This is a genomic window from Streptomyces sp. 130, assembly GCF_007096885.1.
GTDB lineage: Bacteria > Actinomycetota > Actinomycetes > Streptomycetales > Streptomycetaceae > Streptomyces.
In genome coordinates, this window is record NZ_VJNO01000034.1 from 39,310 (window position 1) to 58,036 (window position 18,727).

18 protein-coding genes are annotated in these 18,727 nt (G+C 71.9%); 13 read left to right on the forward strand and 5 right to left on the reverse strand.

Annotated features, from left to right (window positions below; translation table 11 throughout):
* Positions 1–118 precede the first annotated feature (118 nt).
* On the reverse strand, positions 119–628 hold the full coding sequence (locus tag FKN01_RS24715; RefSeq protein WP_221939378.1) for a hypothetical protein: 510 nt from the start codon (positions 626–628) through the stop codon (positions 119–121).
* Between the two features lie 513 nt (positions 629–1,141).
* On the opposite strand from FKN01_RS24715, the gene FKN01_RS24725 reads away from it, so the two are divergent.
* The 8 genes from FKN01_RS24725 (at position 1,142) to FKN01_RS24760 (ending at position 7,811) form a co-directional block, all read left to right on the forward strand.
* The gene (locus tag FKN01_RS24725) at positions 1,142–2,419 is read left to right on the forward strand and encodes an alpha/beta fold hydrolase (protein ID WP_143624227.1); all 1,278 of its coding nucleotides are present in this window, start codon (positions 1,142–1,144) and stop codon (positions 2,417–2,419) included.
* Between the two features lie 12 nt (positions 2,420–2,431).
* Complete coding sequence (locus FKN01_RS24730) at positions 2,432–3,091, forward strand: MBL fold metallo-hydrolase (RefSeq protein ID WP_143624229.1); 660 nt, start codon at positions 2,432–2,434, stop codon at positions 3,089–3,091.
* Between the two features lie 48 nt (positions 3,092–3,139).
* Entirely contained in the window at positions 3,140–3,919 is a 780-nt protein-coding gene (locus FKN01_RS24735; RefSeq protein ID WP_143624231.1) for an exodeoxyribonuclease III, read from the forward strand.
* A 117-nt stretch (positions 3,920–4,036) separates the two neighbouring features.
* On the forward strand, positions 4,037–4,477 hold the full coding sequence (locus tag FKN01_RS24740) for a DUF6278 family protein (RefSeq protein ID WP_143624233.1): 441 nt from the start codon (positions 4,037–4,039) through the stop codon (positions 4,475–4,477).
* Positions 4,478–4,610: 133 nt separating this feature from the next.
* A complete protein-coding gene (locus FKN01_RS24745) occupies positions 4,611–5,354 on the forward strand; it encodes an amino acid ABC transporter ATP-binding protein (RefSeq protein WP_143624234.1) in 744 nt (247 codons plus the stop codon).
* 14 nt (positions 5,355–5,368) lie between these two features.
* Positions 5,369–6,280, forward strand: a complete 912-nt coding sequence (locus tag FKN01_RS24750) for a glutamate ABC transporter substrate-binding protein (protein WP_143624236.1) — start codon at positions 5,369–5,371, stop codon at positions 6,278–6,280.
* Between the two features lie 17 nt (positions 6,281–6,297).
* Positions 6,298–6,942 carry an amino acid ABC transporter permease gene (locus tag FKN01_RS24755; RefSeq protein ID WP_143624237.1) on the forward strand — a complete coding sequence of 215 codons (645 nt, stop codon included), beginning with the start codon at positions 6,298–6,300 and terminating at the stop codon, positions 6,940–6,942.
* Entirely contained in the window at positions 6,939–7,811 is an 873-nt protein-coding gene (locus FKN01_RS24760) for an amino acid ABC transporter permease (RefSeq protein WP_143624239.1), read from the forward strand. Before FKN01_RS24755 ends, FKN01_RS24760 begins: the two co-directional genes overlap by 4 nt.
* An 86-nt stretch (positions 7,812–7,897) precedes the next feature.
* On the opposite strand, the gene FKN01_RS24765 is transcribed toward FKN01_RS24760, so the two are convergent.
* Entirely contained in the window at positions 7,898–9,100 is a 1,203-nt protein-coding gene (locus tag FKN01_RS24765) for an Ig-like domain-containing protein (protein WP_185992971.1), read from the reverse strand.
* A gap of 227 nt (positions 9,101–9,327) precedes the next feature.
* Between FKN01_RS24765 and FKN01_RS24770 the strand changes: the two genes are divergently transcribed.
* The 5 genes from FKN01_RS24770 to FKN01_RS24790 all read left to right on the forward strand — a co-directional run bounded on the left by FKN01_RS24770 (position 9,328) and on the right by FKN01_RS24790 (position 14,873).
* Entirely contained in the window at positions 9,328–10,491 is a 1,164-nt protein-coding gene (locus FKN01_RS24770) for a peptidoglycan bridge formation glycyltransferase FemA/FemB family protein (protein WP_143624243.1), read from the forward strand.
* Positions 10,488–12,179, forward strand: coding sequence for a murein biosynthesis integral membrane protein MurJ (gene murJ, locus FKN01_RS24775; RefSeq protein ID WP_143624245.1), 1,692 nt, complete (start codon positions 10,488–10,490; stop codon positions 12,177–12,179). The genes FKN01_RS24770 and murJ overlap by 4 nt, the downstream gene beginning before the upstream one ends.
* Positions 12,180–12,244: 65 nt before the next feature.
* Positions 12,245–12,928, forward strand: a complete 684-nt coding sequence (locus FKN01_RS24780) for a response regulator transcription factor (protein ID WP_143624248.1) — start codon at positions 12,245–12,247, stop codon at positions 12,926–12,928.
* Positions 12,925–14,346, forward strand: a complete 1,422-nt coding sequence (locus tag FKN01_RS24785) for a HAMP domain-containing sensor histidine kinase (RefSeq protein ID WP_143624250.1) — start codon at positions 12,925–12,927, stop codon at positions 14,344–14,346. The genes FKN01_RS24780 and FKN01_RS24785 overlap by 4 nt, the downstream gene beginning before the upstream one ends.
* Positions 14,343–14,873 (forward strand): hypothetical protein, encoded by a 531-nt coding sequence (locus tag FKN01_RS24790; protein WP_143624252.1) that lies wholly within the window; start codon positions 14,343–14,345, stop codon positions 14,871–14,873. Before FKN01_RS24785 ends, FKN01_RS24790 begins: the two co-directional genes overlap by 4 nt.
* Before the next feature lie 67 nt (positions 14,874–14,940).
* Here the strand turns inward: FKN01_RS24790 and FKN01_RS24795 are convergent, their stop codons facing one another.
* The 3 genes from FKN01_RS24795 to FKN01_RS24805 are packed head-to-tail and all read right to left on the reverse strand — an operon-like array spanning position 14,941 to position 18,727.
* On the reverse strand, positions 14,941–16,035 hold the full coding sequence (locus FKN01_RS24795) for a Rieske 2Fe-2S domain-containing protein (RefSeq protein WP_143624254.1): 1,095 nt from the start codon (positions 16,033–16,035) through the stop codon (positions 14,941–14,943).
* On the reverse strand, positions 16,032–17,087 hold the full coding sequence (locus FKN01_RS24800; RefSeq protein WP_143624256.1) for an NADP-dependent oxidoreductase: 1,056 nt from the start codon (positions 17,085–17,087) through the stop codon (positions 16,032–16,034). The genes FKN01_RS24795 and FKN01_RS24800 overlap by 4 nt, the downstream gene beginning before the upstream one ends.
* The gene (locus FKN01_RS24805; RefSeq protein WP_143624285.1) at positions 17,084–18,727 is read right to left on the reverse strand and encodes an NAD(P)/FAD-dependent oxidoreductase; all 1,644 of its coding nucleotides are present in this window, start codon (positions 18,725–18,727) and stop codon (positions 17,084–17,086) included. The genes FKN01_RS24800 and FKN01_RS24805 overlap by 4 nt, the downstream gene beginning before the upstream one ends.

An 18,727-nucleotide genomic window follows, 5' to 3' on the forward strand; every position in this document is an offset into this window, starting at 1 on the left:
CGCGTGCCGCGGGCCGGAGTGCCGCGGCCGTCATCGCTCGCCTTCGTTCCTGGCAGAGCGACGCCGGCGGGGACTCCCGGCCGGCACAACCCCTCGTTCAGGGTGCCGGCTGCGACTGTCAGGCCGCTGCGAGCGCGGCGCGGGCGTCGACGCGCTGGTGGTGGAGGCGCATGACCTGCCGGGCGACCGGCTGGGCGAGCAGCGCCTCGATGAGGAACGCGATGGTGCAGTTCCGCGGCCACAGGTGTGCGAACTGCTCAAGGGGCGCGGTGGAGATCTGCCGCGCGCCGATCCACGTGCCGACCACCGTCATCCCGAGGGAGATCAGCAGCACGCTGCACAGCGCGTGCAAGATCATATGGGCGCGGAAGCTGTCGCCCGGGCGCACGAGCCGCGAGGTGAGCAGCTGGGCGGGCTTCATCGTCAGCAGGACGACGGCCACGACCGCGACCAGCAGGACAGGCATCACCCGCAGCAGACCGGTCCACATGGCCAGGGTGAAGCCGGAGGTCAGGCCGCCGATCACCACCGGGATGGTGTTCACCGAGACCACGGCGATGACCAGCATGAACACCACGGACTCCTTCGGGGTGCGGGGCAGGTAGGTGCGGAAGGGGTTGTCGCTCACAGTGCAGTTCCTCGTCGCTCGATACGGAGACCGGCAACAAAAAAACAGCGCCCGTCTCCCGAGTCGACTCGGGAGACGGACGCTGTTTCGACATGCTTATACGCGCCGGACTTCGCAACCAAGGATACAGGCCCGCGGCGTTCGTCTCGGGCGAGGCGGGCCACAGGCCTGTCCGTCGATACCGCTCACGAGGGGCGGGAAGCCGACACCCTGACGGCGTGCCCAGCGCAGGTCGCGTGCCGGTTCGGACGGCGCCACCCGGCTGCGATCGGGTTGCGCCGCTGTGCCGGAAGCGGTGGGACGGTTGCGCCGTGCTCAGCGGTCGTGCCCGGGCACGGGCGAAGACCGGCGACGGTCCGGTGCACAGCGCCCGGATCACAGGCTCGCCAAGGACTCCGCGATCATCCGATGCCTCGAGCGATACGCAGCCCGCGAGGTCTCCGACCTGGTCAGACCGGTGGGCCTCACCCCCGCGTTTCAGGGGCGTCCGGGAGACGTGAGAGGGTGCGGGGCGTGAGTGATACACCGCCGAACACCCTGCAATACCGCTTTGACGGGCCGGAAGACGCCCCGGTCCTGGTCATCGGCCCCTCACTCGGCACCACCTGGCACATGTGGGACCGCCAGATACCCGAGCTCACCCGGCACTGGAGAGTCTTCCGGTACGACCTGCCCGGTCACGGCGGCGCCCCCGCCCGGCCCGCGACCGCCGTGACGGAGCTGGGCGACCGGCTGCTCGCCACGCTCGACGGGGTCGGGGTCCAGCGGTTCGGGTACGCGGGGTGCTCCATCGGCGGGGCGATCGGCGCGGACCTGGCGCTGCGGCACCCGCACCGGGTGGCCGCGCTCGCACTGGTGGCGTCCTCGGCCCGGTTCGGCAGCGCGGACGAGTTCCGGCAGCGCGGCGTCATCGTCCGTACGAACGGCCTGGAGCCCATGGCGCGGACCGCGCCCGAGCGCTGGTTCACGCCCGCCTTCGCCGCGGCGCAGCCCGCCATCGTGGAGTGGGCCGTCCAGATGGTGCGGACCACCGACCCCGGGTGCTACATCGCCGCCTGCGAGGCCCTGGCCGCGTTCGACGTCCGTACGGAGCTGAGCCGCGTCCCCGTCCCCACCCTCGTCGTGGTCGGGGCGGAGGACCGGGTGACCGGGCCCGGCGACGCGCGCACCCTGGTCGCGGGTATCCCGGACGCCCGGCTCGCCCTGGTGCCCGGAGCCTCGCACCTCGCGCCCGTCGAGCAGCCCGGGGCGGTCACCGATCTCCTGCTCACCCACTTCTCCACCGCCTGGCAGGACACCCAGGCGGCCATCCCGATGCCCGACTCCGTGCCCCGGCTCACCGCCCCCGTCCAGCCCGTCGCGGAGATCGCCCCCGCCGGACCGGCCCCCGAGGCCGCGGCCGGCGGTCGCCCCGACCCGTACGCGCCGGGCATGCGGCTGCGGCGCGAGGTGCTGGGCGATGCCCAGGTGGACGAGGTCCTGGCCGCCGACGACGACTTCACCGGGGACTTCCAGGAGCTGGTCACCCGGTACGCCTGGGGCGAGGTGTGGAGCCGCGACGGGCTGGACCGGCGCACCCGCTCCACTGTCACGCTCACCGCGCTCGTCGCCTCCGGGCGCATGGAGAGCCTGGCCGCGCACACCAGGGCCGCCCTGCGCAACGGACTCACGCCCACCGAGATCCGCGAGGTGCTGATGCAGACGGCCGTCTACTGCGGGATTCCGGCCGCGAGCGCCGCCTTCACGATCGCGCAGTCGGTGATTCGGGCGGAAACGACGCCGCCCGCGTAGCAGGATGGAGACATGAGCAGCCACACCGAGCACGCCGCGCCGACCCTGACCAAGCAGTCGCACTCCTGCATCCGCCTGGAGAAGGACGGGCGCACGCTCGTCATCGACCCCGGCGGCTTCTCCGAGGGCGACGCGTCGATCGGGGCCGAGGCGATCCTCGTGACGCACGAGCACCCCGACCACTTCGACGAGGGGCGCATCCGGGCCGGCCTGGAGGCCGACCCGGCGGCCCGGGTCTGGACCCTGCGCAGCGTCGCGGAGCGGCTGAGCGCGGCGTTCCCGGGCCGGGTGCACACGGTCGGTCACGGCGACACCTTCTCGGCCGCCGGGTTCGACATCGAGGTGCACGGCGAACTCCACGCGGTGATCCACCCGGACATCCCGCGCGTCACGAACATCGGCTTCCTGGCCGACGGCCAGGTCTTCCACCCCGGGGACGCCCTGACGGTGCCGGGCCGGGCCGTCGACACGCTGCTGCTGCCGGTGATGGCCCCGTGGAACAAGATCTCCGAGGTCATCGACTACGTGCGCGAGGTGAAGCCGCGCCGCGCGATCGACATCCACGACGCGCTCCTCACCGACCTGGCCCGGCCGATCTACGACCGGCAGATCGGCGAGCTGGGCGGCTGTGACCACGGCCGGATGACACCGGGCGACTCGACGGGTCTGTGACGGCCGCCGCCCCGGCGGCTGTCAGTGGCAGGCGTTAGGTTTGCGTACATGCGTATCGCCACCTGGAACGTCAACTCGATCACCGCCCGCCTGCCGAGGCTGCTGGCCTGGCTGGAGAGCAGCGGCACCGATGTGCTGTGCCTCCAGGAGACCAAGTGCACCGCCGAGCAGTTCCCCGCCGACGCGCTCCGCGAGGCGGGCTACGAGTCCGCGGTCAACGCCAACGGGCGGTGGAACGGCGTGGCGCTGCTCTCCCGCGTCGGCCTGTCCGACATCGTCCTCGGCCTGCCGGACGGGCCGGTGTACGAGACGGTGCAGGAGCCCCGCGCGATCAGCGCGACCTGCGGCCCGGTGCGCCTCTGGTCGGTGTACGTGCCCAACGGCCGCGAGGTCGCCCACGAGCACTACGCCTACAAGCTGCGCTGGCTGGAGGCGCTGCGCAAGGCGGTGGCCGCCGACGCCGCCGGTGCGGCCCCGTTCGCCGTGCTCGGCGACTTCAACGTGGCCCCGGCCGACGAGGACGTCTGGGACCCGGCCCTCTTCGAGGGGGCCACGCACGTCACGCCCGCCGAGCGCGAAGCGCTGGCCGCGCTCCGCGCCGAGGGCCTGTCCGACGTCATGCCCCGCCCCCTGAAGTACGACCGTCCGTACACCTTCTGGGACTACCGCGAGCTGCGCTTCCCGAAGAACAAGGGCATGCGCATCGACCTCGTCTACGGCAACGCCCCCTTCACCGGCGCCGTGCGGGACAGCTACGTGGACCGCGAGGAGCGCAAGGGCAAGGGCGCCTCCGACCACGCCCCGGTGGTCGTGGACCTCGACCTCTGAGCGGAGCCGGTGCCCCGCGCCGCGTGAACACACGGTGACCACGCGGTGTTGGGAAGCCGAATGACAGGCCGCGCGCCCTGTGGTGCGCGGGCGTGCGGGGATGCGATTCTGAGCGGTATGAACATCCCTTTCTTGGACAACTGGCGCAAGCGTCACGACGGGACGCGGAAGACGGGGCTCGCGGGCGCCGTCGACGCCGATCCGGAGGGCGTGGCCGAGCTGCTCGCCGAATGCGAGCTGCTCCGGGTCCGGGTGGGGGAGCGCGGTATCGAACTGGACGACAGCCCGGCCTCCTTGACGGCCCTCGACCAGCTGGTGCCGCGCTGGCGCGACGATCCGGAGGAGCTGCCCTGGCTGGGCAACGACGCCGGGCTCTACCTCGGCACGGTCCTGGTGCGCAACGTCGCCGGGGCGCACTGGCACATCTGGCCGAGCGGTCAGCCCGTCGTGCGGCTCGCCTCGGGCCGCGAGATCGACGTGGTCGAGGCGGGCCTCGACTGGGCCATGTCCGGCAGCCCCGAACTCTCCCAGGTGTACGCGGAGTCAGCCGAGGGGTGACCCGGGGGCGCGGCCAACGCGCGAAGAGATAAAACGCCTTATGCCCCATTGGTGCGTGTCGGTCGGGAAGTCCCTTGCCGGGCTGGTTAGTTTGCGCTGACCTCGACCGAGCGACAAGTGGGTAGGGCAGCGTATGGCCGTCGATCCGTTGATCGAGCTGCGAGACGTCAACAAGTACTACGGAAAGTTGCACGTACTGCAGGACATCAATCTCACCGTCGGCCGCGGGGAGGTGGTGGTGGTCATCGGCCCGTCCGGCTCCGGGAAGTCGACGCTCTGCCGGACCGTCAACCGGCTGGAGACCATCGAGTCGGGCCACATCACCATCGACGGCAGACCCCTCCCCGAGGAGGGCCGGGGACTGGCCCAGCTGAGGGCCGAAGTCGGCATGGTCTTCCAGTCGTTCAACCTCTTCGCCCACAAGAGCGTCCTCGCCAACGTCTCCCTGGCCCAGGTCAAGGTGCGCAAGCGGAAGAAGGACGAGGCGGACCAGCGCTCCCGCGAACTCCTGGACCGGGTGGGCCTCGGCGCGCACGCCGACAAGTTCCCCGCCCAGCTCTCCGGCGGGCAGCAGCAGCGCGTCGCCATCGCCCGCGCCCTCGCCATGGACCCCAAGGCGCTCCTGTTCGACGAGCCGACCTCGGCGCTCGACCCGGAGATGATCAACGAAGTCCTCGAAGTGATGCGGCAGCTCGCCCGCGAGGGCATGACCATGGTCGTCGTCACCCACGAGATGGGCTTCGCCCGCTCCGCCGCCAACCGGGTCGTCTTCATGGCCGACGGCTGCATCGTCGAGGACCGCACCCCGGAGGACTTCTTCACCTCCCCGGAGAGCGACCGGGCCAAGGACTTCCTGTCCAAGATCCTCAAGCACTGACGGGAGGCCCTGAGTTGCGTACGAGGAAACTGCTGGCCCTCTGGGCCGGCCTCCTGCTCGCCCTCTTCGCCGCCGCCTGCGGCAAGGAGGGCAGCCCGCCCGTCAAGGGCCCCAAGGCCGACCAACTGCCCGTCTACCAGGTCGACAAGGACTTCCGGCTGCCGGACTCCCGGACCTGGCGGAACGCGAAGAAGCGCGGCTACCTGCGGGTCGGCGCCAAGGAGGACCAGCCCTACCTGGGCGAGAAGGACCCCGCGACCGGCCTCTACTCCGGCTTCGACATCGAGATCGCCCGCATGATGTCCGCCTCGCTGGGCTTCGACCCGAAGACGATCCGCTTCAAGACGATCGCCTCCGCCAACCGCGAGACCGCCCTGCAGAACGGGCAGATCGACTACTACGTCGGCACCTACACCATCAACGACATGCGCAAGAAGCTCGTCGGCTTCGCCGGCCCGTACTACATGGCGGGCCAGGGACTCCTGGTGCGCACCGACGAGGACGACATCCACGGCCCGCAGGACCTGGCCGGCAAGACCGTCTGCTCGGCCGCGGGCTCGACCCCCTACCAGCGGATCGCCGCCGACTACCCGAGGGCGAAGCTGGTCGCGTACGACACCTACTCGATCTGCGTCGACAACCTGCTGACGTTCCAGGTCGACGTCGTCACCACGGACGACGCGATCCTGCTCGGCTTCGCCGCCAAGGCGCCCGACGAGATGAAGGTCGTCGGCAAGCCCTTCTCCGAGGAGCCCTACGGCATCGGGGTCCCGCGCGGCGACGACGCGCTGCGCTCCGCACTCAACGACGCGCTGGAGGAGAACGAGAAGAACGGCAACTGGAAGAAGGCGTTCGAGGCGACCCTCGGCCTCTCCGGCGCGCCCGCGCCCGAGCCGCCGCCCATCGACCGCTACCCGGCCAACTGAGAGGACGGCCCCTCCCCATGGACGTACTCACCGACAACTTCTCGCTCTACGGCAAGGGCTTCCTCGGCACCGTCGAACTCACCGTCTGGGCCTCGATCCTGGCCCTGGTCCTCGGCTTCGTCATGGCTTCCTTCCGGGTGGCGCCCGTCGGCTCGCTCCGCGTGTTCGGCACCGTATGGGTGACGGTCCTGCGCAACACCCCGCTCACCCTGCTCTTCTTCGCCGTGCTCCTCGGCCTGCCGCGCTTCGGGCTCGTCCTGCCGTTCAACGTGTTCGCGATCCTCGCGCTCGGCTGCTACACCTCCGCGTTCATCTGCGAGGTGCTGCGCTCCGGCATCAACACCGTGCCCACCGGGCAGGGCGAGGCGGCCCGCAGTCTCGGGATGACCTTCGGGCAGAGCCTCGGCGCCATCGTGCTGCCCCAGGCCTTCCGCTCGGTGATCCCGCCGATCGGCTCCACGCTCATCGCACTCGCCAAGAACTCGGCGATCGCCGGCGCGTTCAGCGTCACCGAACTCCTCGGCACCTACAAGACCCTCAACGAGCTGGGGTACAGCATCATCTGGACCTTCGTGTGGATCGCCGTGGGATACCTGATCATCACCCTCGCCATCAGCGCGCTCTTCCACGTCATGGAAAAGCGCTGGGGAGTCGCCCGATGACCGCCCGTTCCGCCCCCACCGCCAGCGCCTTGTACGACATCCCCGGGCCGCACACCCGTAAACGGCACCGCCTCTACGGAATCGTGGCGACGGCCCTCATCCTCGCCCTGATCGGCTGGGTGATCTACCTCCTCTTCGACACCGACCAGTTCACCGCGGCCAAGTGGACGCCCTTCGAGTACGAGGGCATCCAGGAACTGCTGCTGCGCGGACTCGCCAACACCCTCAAGGCGTTCGCGTACGCCGCCGTCCTGTCCCTGGTCCTCGGCGCCGTCCTCGCGGTCGGGCGGCTGTCCGCACACCGCCCGGTGCGCTGGGTGGCGACGGTCCTCGTCGAGTTCTTCCGCGCCATGCCCGTACTGGTGATGATCTTCTTCATCTTCGTGGCGCTGAAGGTGCAGCCGCTGCCCGCGCTGGTCGCCGGACTGACGCTCTACAACGGCTCGGTGCTCGCCGAGGTGTTCCGCACCGGCATCAACTCCGTGGAGCGCGGCCAGCGCGAGGCGGCGTACGCGCTGGGCATGCGCAAGACCCAGGTCACCACCTTCGTCCTGGCGCCGCAGGCGATCCGTGCGATGCTGCCCACCATCATCAGCCAGCTGGTGGTGGCCCTGAAGGACACCTCGCTCGGCTACCTCATCACGTACGAGGAATTCCTCCACGCGGGCAAGCTCATCGCCTCCAATCTGGACTACGATCTGCCTTTCATCCCCGTGGTGATGGTGATCTCACCGATCTACATCGGGATGTGCATGCTGCTCTCCTGGTTCGCCACCTGGGTGGCGAGGCGGCAACGGCGCAATCCGAAGACGGAGGCGGTGGGCGTCGGACCGGCGCAGCCCGGCACGCTCGTGCCGGGAGGGCGGTAGAAGGACGGGAGCAAGGTCCGCCCGGCAGCAGCCGGTGATCACTTCTCGCACACGGGAAGAAGGTCAGCTGCGCGCCGGCGGACCGGTCAGCCGAGGGCGCTCCTCGTCCGCCACGCGTCCCACGAGACGTTCCACGCCCCGTAGCCGTTGCCCTCCGCGACCGTGCCCTTGGTCTCCGCGCCCGTGATCTCGAACGGGTCACCGACGCGGGCCTGCCGGTAGAGGGCGGCGGCGTCCGCGTCGCTCATCCCGACACATCCCGAGCTGTGGTTGGCCCGCCCGAAGTACGCCGCGTTCCACGGCGCGGCGTGGGCGTACATGCCCGACCAGGTCAGCCGCATCGAGTAGTCGACCATCTTGTCGTACGTGTGCCCGAGGCCCACCGTCTCCGAGCGCATGTTGATCGTGCCCTCCTTCGCCATCAGCACGGCCGTCCCCCGCCACGACCGCTTGTCGCCGCCCGGGGTGCCGCCGGACACGGGCACGTCCATGACCGTGCGGCCGTCCCGCTCCAGCGCCAGCCGGTGCCGGTCCAGGTCCACCTTCACCACCTGGCGCGCGCCCACCGTGAACGTCGTCGCGTAGTCCCGTACGAAGAAGCCGCCCTCCGGGCCCGAGTCGACGCCGTTCAGCTCGGCGTCGAGCGTGATGCGCGTCCCGGACTTCCAGTACTCCTTCGGACGCCAGTCGACGCGGTCGCGGCCCGAGTAGTCGCGCAGCCAGCCCCAGGAGCCCTCGGTGTGGTTCGAGGTGGACACCTTGAGGGCCTTCTCCACGGCCGCCTTGTCCTCGACCGGGTTGTCGAACACGATCGACAGCGGCTGGGCGATGCCCACGGTGGTGTTCTTGCCGGGCGCCAGCGTCAGCTTGTTCACCTTGTCCGCCGCCCTCGTCGTGAACGAGGCCGTGTCGCTGCCGCCCGAGGTGTCGCGCGCCTCCACGCGGTACGCGGTGCCGGGCGCCGCCACCCGGTCGGACGTCCAGGTCCGCCCATCGGCGGATATCCGGCCGGTGAGCGCGCCGCCCTCGCCGGCCGTGACGGACACCTCGCGCAGCTTCCCGGCCGCGAGGGTCACCGTCACCGGCCGGCCCGCGACGGCCGAGGCGCCGTGCGGGTTCACCGAGATGGAGGCCGGCGCCGCCTTCTCGGGGGCGGAGTCACCGCCCTTGCCCGGAGCGGCGGCGCCCCCGGAACAGGCCGTGAGGGTGACGCCGAGCACCGCGCAGCCGGCGATGAGCGCGAGCCGTGCGGGGCGCCGCGGGCGCACCGGTGTCAGGAAAGCGGGCATCAACGTAAAACCTCCAGGGTCGTATCCGGTCATCGGTGAAGAGGAACGCATCGGAGCCTAAGTTCCGTAAATCCTCGGAAAACCAGGAATTCCCTGTGTGACGGGAAGCGCGGCACAACGGTCATCGTCCGGTCACATTCGGCGCGCGGACCCGTCACGGACCGCTGTGAGCATCCTGTGCAGCCCCGCAGAGCAGACCGCGGGGCCCACGAGGGAGGGCCACCGACATGTCAGCGCTGCTCGCGACCGGAGACCGCGGCAGGGAACAGGACCTGCGCATCCACGGCCTCACGGCGGCGGAGCACCGAGCCCATCTGGCCACGCGGGCCGACGCCAGCTTTCTGCAGCACCCGTCCTGGGCCGGGGTGAAAGAGGGCTGGTCCTCGGAAAGGCTCGGCTGGCACGACGAGGACGGCACCCTGAACGGCAGTGCCCTCGTCCTCTACCGGCAATTCCCGGGCACCCGGAAATACTTCGCCTATCTTCCCGAGGGCCCGGCCGCCGACTGGGCGGACCCCGGAATGGACCGCTGGCTGCGCCCCCTGCTCGCGCACCTGCGCGCGGCCGGGGCGTTCGCCGTACGCATCGGACCCAGCCCCGCCTACCGCCGCTGGACCGGCGCCCGGCTCAAAGCCGCCACCGGCCCCGGCCGCACCGTCGGCGACGTCCTGGCGAGCGAGGTCGACCCGCTCGGGGCCGCCGTGGCCGACCGGCTGCGGGCGCGCGGCTGGCGGCGCTGCGGCGGGGACGGCGAGGACGCGGACGCCCAGCCCCGGTACGTGTTCCGGGTGCCGCTCGCCGGGCGCACCACCGACGACCTGTGGTCCGGGCTCAACCAGGAGTGGCGCCGCAACGTCCGCCGCGCGCACAAGGCCGGGGTGCGGATCGTGACCGGGAGCGCAGCCGAACTGCCCGAGTTCCACCGGCTGCTGAGGATCACCGAGGAGCGCGACGGCTTCCGGCTCGGCCGCTCGCTCGGCTACTACCAGCGCCAGTACGCCGCGCTCAACGCCGAGGAGCCCGGCCGGATGAAGCTCTGCCTCGCCGTGCACGACGGTGAGATCCTGGCCGCCCACACCCTGATCAGCACCGGCCGGCGGGTCTGGTACCAGACGGGCGCGTCCGCCGACCACCGCCGCGAGGTCCGCCCCAGCAACGCCCTGCAGTGGCGGATGATGTGCGACGCCCTCGAAGGCGGCGCCGATGTCTACGACATGCGCGGGGTATCCTCCACCCTCGATCCCGGCGACCGGCCCTTCGGGCTGCTGCGCTGGAAGCTGGGCACCGGCGGGGAGGTCGTGGAGACCCTCGGAGAGTGGGAGACATCGGTGGGCGGAGCCGCCAACAACACGTTGTACCGGGCGTTCCAGGCGTACCTGGCGCGCCGGTGACGGCCGCCGAAGCCGCCCCGGAGGCGGCGGCCCCCGAGGAGAGCGGCGCACGCGGCTCCGGCTCCGTGCTGCGCAGCGGCGCCCTGATGGCCGCCGGGTCCATCGTCTCGCGGGCCACCGGGTTCATACGCTCGGCGGTCGTCGTCGCCGCGCTCGGCACCGGACTGCGGGCCGACGGGTACGCCGTCGCCAACACCGTGCCCAACATCCTCTACATGCTGCTCATCGGCGGCGCCCTCAACGCGGTGTTCGTCCCCGAACTCGTCCGGGCCGCCAAGGAGCACAGCGATGGCGGGGCCGCGTACACCGACCGCCTGCTCACCCTGTGCACGGCGGGCCTGCTCGCCCTCACCGCGCTCGCCGTCCTCGGCGCACCGCTGATCATCCAGGTGTACGCCCCCACCTACGACGGCGACCAGGCCGAACTCACCATCGCCCTGGCCCGGTACTGCCTGCCGCAGATCCTCTTCTACGGCCTGTTCACGCTCCTCGGCCAGGTCCTCAACGCCCGCGACCGGTTCGGCGCGATGATGTGGACGCCGGTCCTCAACAACCTCGTGATCATCGCCGTGTTCGGGCTCTACCTCTGGACGGCGGCGAGCTCCGACGGCACCCTCACCTCCGCGCAGGCGCAGTGGCTCGGCTGGGGCACCACGGCCGGCATCGCCGTGCAGAGCCTCGCCCTGGTGCCCTCGCTGCGCGCCGCGAAGTTCCGCTGGCGGCCCCGGTTCGACTGGCGCGGCAGCGGACTGACCCGGCCGCTGCGGGCCGCCGGCTGGCTGGTCCTGCTCGTCCTCACCAACCAGGCCGCCTACTGGGTGATCACCCGCCTCTCCACCGCGAGCGGCCAGCACGCCGCGGACCAGCACCTCGCGGGCGGCGCCGGCTACACCGCGTACAGCTACGCCTACCAGCTCTGGGTCGTGCCGCAGGGCATCGTGACCGTCAGCCTCGTCACCGCGCTGATGCCGCGCATGAGCCGGGCGGCGGCCGGCGGCGACCTCGCCGGGGTGCGCCGGGACCTCTCGTACGCGCTGCGCACCTCGGCCGCCGCGGTGGTCCCGGCCGCCGCGCTGCTGCTGGCGCTCGCGCCCTGGGTGATGGGCGCGGTCTTCGGCTACGGGCGCACGGACCCGGCGGACATCACGGTGATGGCGGGCATGATGGCCGCGTTCGCCCCCGGGCTCATCGCCTTCTCCGGGCAGTACGTGCTCTCGCGCGGGTTCTACGCGATGAGCGACACCCGCACCCCGTTCCTGCTGAACCTGGTCATCGCGGCCCTCAACGCCGGACTCTCGGTCGTCGCCTATCTGACGCTGCCCGCGCGCTGGGCGGTGACCGGAATGGCGGGCGCCTACTCCGTGGCCCTGCTCACCGGCTTCGCCGTCACCGCGTACGTGCTGCACCGCAGGCTCTCCCCGCGCGGTGCGCCGCGCCCCTCGCTCGGCCGCTCGCCCGGGATGTGGGCGCATGTGCGGCTGGCCGCCGCGTGCGTGCCGGCGGGTGCGCTGGCGTACGCGGCGGCACGCGCCGTCGACACGGAGGGCGCGGGCCTCGGGGACTTCGCCGCGCTGGGGGCCGGGACGGCCGTCCTCGCGCTGGTCGTGGCGGGGCTGGCCCGGCCGCTGCGGCTCACCGAGGTGAGCGCCGCGCTGAACGCCGCCCGGGGCCGGCTGCGGCGCGGCTGAAGCGGCCCGCCCTCGCCCCGCCCACCCGTTCGAATCCATGTCCTGATCGCTGGGATACTGACGCCATGCCTCGCGTGCTCCTCATAGAAGACGACCCCTCCGTGCGCGAAGGGGTCGAGCTGGGCCTGCGCAGGCGCGGCCACGAACTGCGGGCCGTCGGTACGGGCGAGGCCGGGCTCGACGCGCTAGGGGAGTTCCGGCCGGACCTGGTCCTCCTCGACCTGATGCTGCCCGGGATGAACGGCGTCCAGGTCTGCCGCCGCATCCGGGAGACCAGCCAGCTCCCCGTGATCATGCTGACCGCGCGCGGTGACGACTTCGACGTCGTCGTGGGCCTGGAGGCCGGCGCCGACGACTACATCGTCAAACCCGCCCGTACCGAGGTCATCGAGGCCCGCATCCGGGCCGTGCTCCGCCGCCTCGCCGTCCCCGCCGGGCGCGGCGGCACCGAGGCACACGGCGAACTGACCGTCGACCGCGCCGGCCTCGCCGTCACCAAGGCCGGCGAACGGCTGCTCCTCGCCCCCTCGGAACTGAAGCTGCTGCTCCACCTCTCGGCCTCGCCCGAACAGGTCTTCAGCCGCCAGCAGCTCCTGGAGCACGTGTGGGAGCACAGCTACCACGGCGACGCCCGGCTGGTCGACGCCTGCGTCCGCCGCCTCCGCCAGAAGATCGAGGACGTCCCGGGCAGCCCTCGCTACATCCAGACGGTCCGGGGCTTCGGCTACCGCTTCGGACCCCTCGCGTGAAACTCTTCGCGACCCGGCTCGGCCTCCGCACCCGGCTGGTCGCGGCGTTCCTGTTCGTCGCGGCCGTCAGCGCCGCCACCACCGCCACGCTCACCTACCGCGAGGCCCGCTCCGCGATCCTCCAGCAGGCGCAGGACTCCGCCGTCGCGCAGTTCCGCGACCGGATCAACTCCCAGGCCGTCAGCCTCCCCGTGGACAGCGATCAGCTGCGCCAGGTCTGCCTCGCGCTGGCCCGCGCGGGCAGCGCGCGCGGCTGGACCGTGTTCGCCGAGTACGGGGAGCTGCGGGCGTCCTCCTCGGACCGGTCCTCCTCCGGGGTGATCACCGCCGGGCTGCGCACGGCCACCCGGGCCGGCACCCACGGCTCGTTCCAGCGCGTCGTCAAGGACGGCGAACCCTGGCTCACCGTCGGCATGCCCGCCCTCTTCGACCGGGGTGACGGCCGGCAGCCCACCGGCCTCCTCCTCTACGCCGTGATGCCGCTGTCCACCGAGGACGCCAATGTGGCCGCCATGGTCACCGCCGCCCGCGACGGCGCCCTGCCCGCCCTCCTCGTCGCCCTGGTGCCCGCGCTGCTCGCCGCCCGCAGCGTCCTGCGCCCGGTCCGCGAGCTGCGCCGGGCGGCGGCGGGCATCGGCAGAGGTGAACTCGACACCCGGATCACGGTGCGCGGCTCCGACGAACTCGCCGACCTCGCCTGGACGTTCAACGAGTCGTCCACCAAGCTCCAGGAGTCCGTCGAGGAGTTGCGCCGGGCCGAGGAGCGGGCCAGGCGCTTCGCCTCCGACGTCTCCCACGAACTGCGCACCCCGCTCGCCGGTATGCTCGCCGTCACCGAGGTGCTGGACGAGGACGCCGGTGAACTGCGGCCCGACACCGCCGCCGCCGTCCGCCTGATCAGCGCGGAGACCGGCAAACTGGCCACCCTGGTCGAGGACCTGATGGAGATGTCCCGCTTCGACGCCGGCGCGGCCGACCTGCACCTGGACGAGGTCGACGTCGCCGAGACCGTCCGCAAGACCCTCCAGGGCCGCCGCTGGGAGGACCGCGTCACCACCGAACTCGCCGACGGTGTGCGCGCGGTGCTCGACCCGCGCCGCTTCGACGTGGTCGTCGCCAACCTGGTCGGCAACGCCCTGCGGCACGGCGCGGAGCCCGTCACCGTACGGGTACGGGGAGGCGCCCGGCTCGTCGTGGAGGTGGAGGACAGCGGGCCGGGCATCGACGCGGCGGTGCTCCCGCACATCTTCGACCGGTTCTACAAGGCCGACGCGGCGCGGACCCGGTCGGCGGGCAGCGGGCTCGGCCTCGCCATCGCGCACGAGAACGTACGGCTGCACGGGGGGACGGTCCGTGCGGCGAACCGCCCCGGGGGCGGCGCGGTGTTCACCGTGGACCTGCCGCTGGAGGAGCGGTGAGGGGCGGGCGCCTGCTCGGCGCGCTGCTGCCCGTACTGCTGCTCGCCCCCGGGTGCGGCATCCGCGCGACGGACGTCGTGGAGGCGGGCGAACCGGCGACCGTGGAGGTGGCCCCGGCCGGCCAGCGCGGCGCCCTGCTGTACTTCGTGTCCTCCTCGTCGGCGTCCCGGCTGCTACCGGTCGTCCGCACCGTCAGCCCTCCGGAGGACGGCGGCGACGGGCTCTGGGAGGACGACCGGCCCACCGGGGCGTCGGCCGCGCTGTACCTGCTCTTCGAAGGGCCCACCAGGTCGGAGCGCGACGCCGGACTGCGCTCCGAGCTGCCCAGCGCCAATGTGAGGGCGGCCGTCGAGCTGAGGGAGGAAGGCGTGCGGGCCACCGTGAGCATCCCGGTCACCAAGCTCTCCCAGGTGGCCCGCCAGCAGCTCATCTGCACCGCGGCCACGGCCGTTACCGCGGACCGCACCGAGGCGGTCACGGTGACCGGCACCGACGGGGTCATCGACCCGACGCGCTGCTCGGTCTGACCGCGCCCCGCCGCTCAGCCGGCTTTGCGGGCGACCGCGCCGCAGATACCGAGCGTGGCCGGCCGGGCTACGTCACCCCGCTCTCCGCTTGCCCCGCCGCTCCCCGCACCACCGACGACGGCACCCGCGCCCGCAGCCGGTCCGGCGGGTAGAACTGCCGGGCCCAGTGGCGGAACGGGCCGATCGGGCCGTCGCCGCGGGCCAGCCGGGGCGGAGACACGTACCGCTTCGTCGCCCAGACAGGGAAGTCCTGGGACACGAAAGCGCAGTTGCCCCGGAACATCACACCCGCCAGCAGGCGGTGCACCGAGCCGCTCACCCAGCGGGCCAGCGGGGCCGGCAGGGCCGCCGGCTCGGCCACCTCGAAGCGGCTCGTCTGGCGCAGCTGGAAAGCCGCGGGCGCGATCATGGTAGTCGTGTATACGGCACAGGTGCGCACCCCGAACCGAGGGAGCGCCGTGCACACGTGCACCCGGCTGATCCCGTTGCCCTCCAGCGTCACCTCCAGCGGACTCGCGCCCAGCAGCGGGACCCGCTCCTCGGAGCGCACCGAGATCCGAAAGGATCGCCCCTCGAAGACCGCCGGCTCGGCCACCTCCGACGCGCCCCAGCCGTGCAGCGGCGTGAAGTGTCCGATGTCCACCGTGTTCTCGACCACGTCCTGGCTGTGCCCCGCCATCTCCCACGCGGCCGACCGCGGGGCCCGCGTCCCGAGCGTGTGCCAGGGCGTGAGCTCCCAGTCCGGTGCCCGTCCGTCGTGGTGCCGCCACACGAAGACGGCGCCGTCGACCTCGCGCACCGGCAGCAGGGTCAGGCCCGAGTTCGGCGGCGGGGGCGTGCCGTACCCCGTCCGCGTGCAGGCGCCGTCCGGGCCGAAGGCGAAGCGGTGGAAAGGACACAGGAGTTCGTCGCCCTTCAGCGCGCCGAGCCCGAGGTGCGCCCCCAGGTGCGGGCAGTACGGGCGGACCGCCCGCACCTCGCCGTCGCGGAGCCGGTAGAGCACCACGTCCTCGCCCTGGAGCGGCCGGGTCAGCAGCGCCCCCCGCACCACCTCCGAGGAGAACGCCACCGAGAACCAGCCGTCGGGATACGGCAGGACCGGCTCGTGCGCGTCGGCCGGGCTCGGGCCCTCCGTGAGCGCCCGGGTGTGTCCGCGCCTCACAGCTCGACCAGCACCTTGCCGAAGGACGCCGCGCGGTCGGTGTACAGGCTGCGGTAGGCAGCGGGAATGGAGTCGAAGCCGTGGTGCACGGTCTGCTGGTAGCGGATCTCGCCTGCGCGCACCAGCGGCCCCAGCTCGGCGTGCAGCGCCGCCCAGTTGTCCTCGGTGAACCACTCCAGCGCGAAGATCCCGCGGATCGTCGTGCGCGGGAACATGATGTACGGCAGCAGCCGCGGCCCGGTCCACTCGCCGCCGACCTGGCTCGCCCACTGCCAGCACACCGCGACCCGGCTGTCCACGGTGAGCATCGTGAAGACCGTGTCGGTGATGACCCCGCCGAGGTTGTCGAAGTACCGGTCGACGCCGTCAGGAGCCGCCTTCGCCAGGTCCTCGCGGAGCTGCTCCGGGTCCCCGCCGTGCCGGAAGACGACGACGGCGTCGAAGCCGAGCGCCGTCAGCCTCGCCGCCTTCTCCGGCGAACCGGTCGTGCCCACCACCCGCGCACCCGCCCGCTTCGCCAGCTGCCCGGCCAGCGTGCCGATCGCGCCGGACGCGCCGCTGATCAGGACCGTGTCGCCGGGCCGTACGGCCAGGAACGTGGTGAGGGTGGCCCACGCGGTCATCCCGGCGCCGCCGAGGATGCCGAGCGCGGTGCTCAGCGGCAGCGCCTCGTCGTAGTGGGCCGGGTCCAGCTTGCGGTACGCGGGGAAGACCATCGGGAACGTGCCGGTCTGCCACAGCGCATCGGCGCCGTTGCTCACCAGGTGGGTGCGCCAGCCGCCGAAGCCCTGCACGAGGTCCCCGACGCCGAACATCGCCCGCGGTCCGGCCGCCAGCACCTCCATGACCGAGTCGGCGCCCATGTGGTCGCCCACCGGGGTGTCCAGGGCGATCCCGTGGAGGTACGGGTCGACGGAGACGTACCGCGTGCGCAGCAGCATCTCGTCCTCGGCCAGGTCGGTGTCGAGCTCCTCCACCACCTTCACGTACATCCGGTCGACGTCCGGCACGCCGTCGTTGTGCTCGCTGACGATCCACTTCTCGGTCTTCACGGGGCCGCTCCTGCGGGTTCGATGAGTTGTACGGGGAGAGGGGCGCTGTCGTCGACGGAGGCGGTGAACGGCCGCCCGTCGTCGCGGCAGACGAAATGCATGACGTGCCGTCCCGAGGCCGCGGCCCGGATCAGGCCGCCGGTGGTGGCCCAGACGCCGGACAGATAGAAGTCCGCGAGCCCCGGCAGTCCCGGACCGTGTCGCTTGACCTCCTGCTCCACGGTCTCGCCGCTGTCCACGAACGGCTGCCAGCCGAGCACCGTGCCGTCGTAGTTGCCGGTGTAGCGGACCTGGGTGAGCGGGGTGGACACGTCCCGCACCACGACGGCGTCCCGCAGCCCGGGGTGCCGCTCGTCGAGGAAGTCCACGATCGTGTCCCGCACCCGCCGCTTGGCGCGCTGGTAGTCGCGCCCGCGCCCGACCGGCAGCGTGTGCAGCTCCTCGCCGCGGCGAATCCGGGTGAACTGCTCGGGACCCGTGCTCAGCTCCCGCCACGGCGCGATGTCGCAGAAGTACGTGGCGTACACCACGGAGGTGCCCGGCGGCGACAGCTCCGGGTAGTGACGGCTGCGGAACTGCACGTTGACGCTGGGATGCCGGATGCCGGTGAGCCGTTCCGCGACCGCGTCCTCCAGGAGGTACGTGGTGCAGGGCTCGCCGTCCGGGAAGGGCCGGCGCAGCCCCAGGAAGACCGTGAGGTAGCCGGGGAAGACCATGTCGGGTTCCGTGATGGTCCGGGTGTACAGCTCCCGGTACGTGTCGGTGAGGTAGCGGCCCTTCAGCAGGTCGAGGAGCGTGGTGCGCCCGTCGCAGGCGGAGACCACGATGTCCGACCGCAGCTCCGTGCCGTCGCTCAGCCGGACCCCGGCCGCCCGGTCGTTCTCCACCAGGATCTCCACGACCCTGGCGTTGTACGTGACCTCGCCGCCGAGCCCCCGGTAGCGCTCCTCGACCGAGCGGGCCAGGCCCAGCGAGCCGCCCTCGGGGACACCGGCCGAGGCGTCGGCGTGCGCCGCGAGCTGGAAGTAGAACGGCAGCACGGGGAAGTTGGGATGCTTCTCGTACAGGATGAAGTTGAACGCCTCGCGCAGCAGCGGGTCCCGGAAGCGCTGCGAGTAGTCCCGCATCAGCGTGCCGATGGAGCGCCGGATCACGTTGAAGTAGGGGGCCAGGGACGCCAGCATCCGCCAGCGCTCCAGGCGGCCCATGAGCCCGACCGGAGTGAGGAAGGGATAGCGGACCAGTGCCTTGCGGAAGGTCCGCAGCCCGGCGCAGAAGTCGCGGATCACCCGGGCGTCGCCGGGGGAGAGGGCGAGCAGGTGCGCTTCGAGGCGGTCCGGATCGGAGTAGAAGTGGACCGCCCGCCCGTCCCGGCCGCGTACCGTGTTGAACACGTCGAAGTTGCGCATCCGCTTGCCCTGGAGCGCGCCGAGCTCCAGCCAGATCTGGTGCATCTCGTTGCCCGGCCCGCTGCCGAGCAGCCAGCTCACACAGCAGTCGAGGGTGAAGCCGCCCCGGTCCCAGGCCGTGCAGGAGCCGCCGGGGATCTCGTGCATCTCCAGCACCCTGCTGCGATAGCCGTTCATCTGGGCGTAGCAGCCGGTGGAGAGCCCGCCGAGCCCTCCGCCGACGATCAGCAT

Coding starts and splice junctions, on each gene's coding strand:
- FKN01_RS24740 (WP_143624233.1), top strand. CDS start 4,037: ATGAACATCCCTTTCTTGGACAACTGGCGCAAGCGTCACGACGGGACG.
- FKN01_RS24770 (WP_143624243.1), top strand. CDS start 9,328: ATGTCAGCGCTGCTCGCGACCGGAGACCGCGGCAGGGAACAGGACCTG.
- FKN01_RS24755 (WP_143624237.1), top strand. CDS start 6,298: ATGGACGTACTCACCGACAACTTCTCGCTCTACGGCAAGGGCTTCCTC.
- FKN01_RS24765 (WP_185992971.1), bottom strand. CDS start 9,100: ATGCCCGCTTTCCTGACACCGGTGCGCCCGCGGCGCCCCGCACGGCTC.
- FKN01_RS24805 (WP_143624285.1), bottom strand. CDS start 18,727: ATGCTGATCGTCGGCGGAGGGCTCGGCGGGCTCTCCACCGGCTGCTAC.
- FKN01_RS24760 (WP_143624239.1), top strand. CDS start 6,939: ATGACCGCCCGTTCCGCCCCCACCGCCAGCGCCTTGTACGACATCCCC.
- FKN01_RS24745 (WP_143624234.1), top strand. CDS start 4,611: ATGGCCGTCGATCCGTTGATCGAGCTGCGAGACGTCAACAAGTACTAC.
- FKN01_RS24735 (WP_143624231.1), top strand. CDS start 3,140: ATGCGTATCGCCACCTGGAACGTCAACTCGATCACCGCCCGCCTGCCG.
- FKN01_RS24730 (WP_143624229.1), top strand. CDS start 2,432: ATGAGCAGCCACACCGAGCACGCCGCGCCGACCCTGACCAAGCAGTCG.
- FKN01_RS24780 (WP_143624248.1), top strand. CDS start 12,245: ATGCCTCGCGTGCTCCTCATAGAAGACGACCCCTCCGTGCGCGAAGGG.